This is a genomic window from Microcystis sp. M_QC_C_20170808_M3Col, assembly GCF_007095505.1.
Lineage (GTDB): Bacteria > Cyanobacteriota > Cyanobacteriia > Cyanobacteriales > Microcystaceae > Microcystis.
Genome location: NZ_SFBY01000048.1, coordinates 1 through 4,225 on the forward strand (window position 1 = coordinate 1; position 4,225 = coordinate 4,225).

General features: G+C 45.5%; 4 protein-coding genes. All 4 read right to left on the bottom strand.

Features of this window, described 5'->3' with window-relative positions; genetic code table 11:
* Positions 1-374: 374 nt before the first annotated feature.
* The 4 genes from EWV84_RS02685 to EWV84_RS02700 all read right to left on the bottom strand — a co-directional run bounded on the left by EWV84_RS02685 (position 375) and on the right by EWV84_RS02700 (position 3,699).
* A complete protein-coding gene (locus tag EWV84_RS02685) occupies positions 375-584 on the bottom strand; it encodes a hypothetical protein (RefSeq protein ID WP_287076261.1) in 210 nt (69 codons plus the stop codon).
* Positions 577-765: a hypothetical protein gene (locus tag EWV84_RS02690; protein WP_287076262.1), complete on the bottom strand. Its 189-nt coding sequence runs from the start codon at positions 763-765 to the stop codon at positions 577-579. The genes EWV84_RS02685 and EWV84_RS02690 overlap by 8 nt, the downstream gene beginning before the upstream one ends.
* Positions 766-999: 234 nt before the next feature.
* Positions 1,000-3,273, bottom strand: coding sequence for a tetratricopeptide repeat protein (locus EWV84_RS02695; protein WP_287076264.1), 2,274 nt, complete (start codon positions 3,271-3,273; stop codon positions 1,000-1,002).
* A 75-nt stretch (positions 3,274-3,348) separates the two neighbouring features.
* A complete protein-coding gene (locus EWV84_RS02700; protein WP_287076266.1) occupies positions 3,349-3,699 on the bottom strand; it encodes a hypothetical protein in 351 nt (116 codons plus the stop codon).
* Between the last annotated feature and the right edge of the window lie 526 nt (positions 3,700-4,225).

A 4,225-nucleotide genomic window follows, 5' to 3' on the forward strand; every position in this document is an offset into this window, starting at 1 on the left:
TTCAAAATCTGTCGAAATGTTAGAGCACTCAATTCGGCTTCTTATTCATTACCTCAAGTTTAAGGATGTTCCTATTCCCTGCGTTTCTGCTTGATTCATCTTTCTGTCTGACAACGCCGCATTACAGCGACAAGTTGAAAAAACGTTACTGCAAATGAGGGAGGATGTCTTTGCGCCCAATTTGATGACCCATCGCCTAAAGGGTGAGCATGATGGACTAAAGGCTTGTTCTTGTGGATATGATTGTCGGATTATTTTTACGATTCAAAAAAACGAGCAGACGACTCAAGATGAGATTGTTTTGCTCAATATTGGGACTCACGATGAGGTTTATTGAGGGTTGTTAATGGATTAAATTCTGTTGATTCTTTCGTTTATTTTTCTTGGTATCGCTGGATGTATTCTGGATCAAAGACTTGGGAAAGTAGGTTTTGAAATTCCTCTTGTTCCGCTTTGGTTAACTGTTGTTCGTTGGCGGAACGGGAGGGGTCGCCACCGGATTCTAGGTATCGTTCGCGAGCGAGTCTAGAGAGTTGTTGTAAACGTCTAGCTTTTTGTTGTCGAAGTTGTTCGGCGTTAGTCATAGTCTTGCACGAATTCAAAAGGAACAATTTCTCCGTCAGGAAGAATCACCGATGTGGGTAAAGTAGGACTTAGGGTTTCGATATACCACAGCCCACTACTAGGATTATAGAAACTATATAAGACAATCGCTAGGGTTTCGAGGGCGTTAAAAACTAAAAATTGTTCTTCGGTCGGTTCCATCGATTATTGATGATTGACGCTTTCGGGAAAAGGTCTCGCGGTAGCGGTAGGGTGGGTTAGACGGCAACAATCTAGGCGGTAAAGGGGATCTAACAATCCGTCGTAACCCACCATTTTAGCATTGGTAGGTGGCGCGTTATTTTTGGGGTGGCGCGTTACGCGATGCTAACGCGCCCTACGGTTCTGTAAAGGGGATCTAAGAATCCGTCGTAACCCACCGTTTGAGTCAATTCCCTACCGTCGTAGTCGGAACATCAGCCATTGCAATCCTAACAAGAGCAGATACAACGGTAGGAAGAGAATTGTTACAATAATGTTTATTAATTTTCCTATCCCTCTCTCAAAAAACTTAGAGAATTGAACAATGGCTAAAGACCGGCGGGTCGAAATGGTCCTGGGATGATCGATTCCTAATCTTTCTTCCCTGATGGATAATGTCTCCTTGTACAGGGGTTCGGCTAATTTGTACTTTCCTTGGGAGCAGTAGGTCTCGGCTAGATTTTCGAGCTTGCTGGCTACATGGGGATGGCGCTCGCCCAGCAGTTCTTTACTCAGGACTAAAGCTTCCACTAACAAGGGTTCGGCTAATTTGTACTTTCCCTGGGATTTGTAGAGATTGCCTAGATTTTCGAGACTGGAGGCTACATGGGGATGGCGATCACCCAGCAGTTCTTTTCTCAGGGCTAAAGCCTCTTCGCACAAGGGTTTGGCTAATTTGTACTTTCCTTGGAAACTGTAGAGACTGGCTAGATGATCGAGACTGCTGGCTACATCAGGATGGCGCTCGCCCAGCAGTTCTTTAAACAAGGCTAAAGCCTCCTCGTACAGGGGTTCAGCCAATTTGTACTTTCCTTGGGAACTATAGAGACTGGCTAGATTGTCGAGACTGCTGGCTACAAGGAGATGGCGCTCGCCCAGCAGTTCTTTACTCAGGACTAAAGCCTCCACGAACAGGGGTTCGGCTAATTTGTACTTTTCTTGGAAGTAGTAGAGAACGGCTAGATTCAGGAGATTTGCGGCTACATCAGGATGGCGATCACCCAGCAGTTCTTTATTCAGGGCTAAAGCCTCCACGATCAGGGGTTCGGCTAATTTGTACTTTCCTTGGGATTTGTAGAGAACGGCTAGATTGTGGAGACTTTGGGCTACTACATGGGGATGGCGCTCGCCCAGACGACTTTTAACGACCTCGACACATTGTTTTAACCAAGGTTCCGCCGAACCATAATCACCCTGTCCGTGGTAAAACAAGCCTAAACTCGTGAATATCCCAAAAATATCCTCGTCCTGAATCGAGGCTTGTCTTTGTCGGAGGTAGGTTTGTCGAAAGGATTTTCCTGCGGGAGATTGGGCTAAATCCTCAGCTAGTGCTTCTAGATGGGGGATAAAGGGGGAAACGGCGGTAATTTCCTTTAGGGTGGGAGTTTGGGGGATGGTTTGCGCGATCGCCAGTAGGGGATTACTCACCACTGGTAGGAGGTCGAAGCGTTCTTGTTCAGCCAGTTGTTCTTTAAAAAACAGATGAATCAGCGAGTGAATGTTATAAACGCCTTTTTCCTCGGAGAATCCTAGCAAATGATAGCGATAGAGTTCCTTTTTGCCCTCATTGAGTTCCTTTTTCGTCTTAGCTAAGGGGGTACGGATTGCGTTCAACTCTTCGGCGATCGTAATTACTTCCACCACTTCCCAGACAATCCCCCGCGAGGCGAAAAGGGACAGTAATAGGGCTGTTTCTCGGCTATTGGCTGCTAATTTCTGCCAAGTGAGATCAAACGCCGCCTTAACCCCTCTTTCGGCAGAATTTAAGGTTATTTGACTTCTCTGCAATGCGTCGTCATCCAGTCCCAACCGTTGCAATTGCTCGAAACAGTCCGCGAGGGAGAGATCGGGATCGTTGGCTAGGTATGCCCCCACCAATTCCAGCGCCAAAGGCAGGTATTCGAGCCATTTACACAGTTCTTCGGCAATTTTGGTCTGATTTGCTATCCTGCGGTCATTCTCTCCCAAAAGGCTTTTTAGTAGGGCTAGGGCGGCGGCTGGTTCCAGGACATCGAGAGGGAGAGTAGCGACGAGATTGGGGTCAAGATTCCGCATCCGCGTGGTAATCAGGACTCGGAAGGGATAAAAAGGCGGGATTGCGTCTTTTACCGCTTCCAGATTAGAAATATCGTCGAAAACCACCAAGATTTTTTCATCATCCTTGACAGCCACATCAGCGAGATACTGTCGCCAACAAGCTTGGATCTGTTCACCAACCGGACGACCGACCAACGGTTCGGGGACGGATATTCCTAGTTTGAGGAAATAGCTAAACAGATTCGGGCGTATATCGCCAATAGTTTCCACAATCCAGGCGATAGCTTTGTATTCCTCCCAATTCCGTCGGGCGTATTGGGTAGCCAGTTCCGTTTTCCCCACTCCCCCGATCCCAGCGATCGCAGAAATAGCGACATTTTCCCCACTATCTAGCATCGCCTTCAGTTGGGTTAATTCCTTTTCCCGTCCCACAAAATGACGGGAACCACGATTAGGAATATCTTTCGCAGGAATTTGGTTAACCGGCTTCCCATCCGGCGAATTCTGTCAGTGGAAGTTAAAAACCGGATTGTGAATCGTTCCCCGATTGACAATCCCGACATTTTTCATTTGATTGATAATGTAGGGTTTCGTCTCATTTTCTCGCTTGATCTCTTCTGCGATCGCCCTTACTTCCTCATCTTCTTCGATAAGGGTGGCCATGACCTCAATCGCTTCGGGTAAAGCATCGGGTTCAATAGCGGCGGATTCGAGTTTTTTCAGGGTTTCCGGTGATTTAGAGCCAATAAGCTGCCTAAATCGCTCGATAGTTCCATCTAGGGTAATTTCTCCCACACGAGCTAACGCGCCGGTTATCACAATCGTAGCAATACTAGCAAGTAGAGTTAACGGTTCCATTGTGAGGTAGATTCGCATTATTTACATCGCCATTTTAGATCAGTTCATCCTCATTGCGAAGGGCAAATATAGTATAAGATTGCTTCGAGGGCTTTTTTTATGACAAAAATCGCTAATTTTCCCCAATAATGTCCTCTTGCAAGGATATTCATTTAATTTTTAAATAATCATAGTGCGATGCCGAAGGCACTGCGTAGCAGTACGCTGATATTATAGGTTGAGTTGAAGAACAAAAACCAACACAACCAACTGCTAACAAAAACGTTTGATTTTAATTAAGTTTTCTCAGAGGACAAAACCATGAAACCACTTATGATATTATGAGCTATGTAGCCGCTCAATATCCGCCAAATTCATTCGTGGTCTTTTCAACTTAATCAATGAGCAAATTAAGTAGGCGATCAATCTTCTGGTAATTTAGCTGATGAGGTAAACTAATGTTAGATTTTCACCTATCTGTTCAACCCAAAACCGAACAGCGATTAAAAATAATTTTAAGTTCTGTAGAAGATGAAGAAAGTTTTGC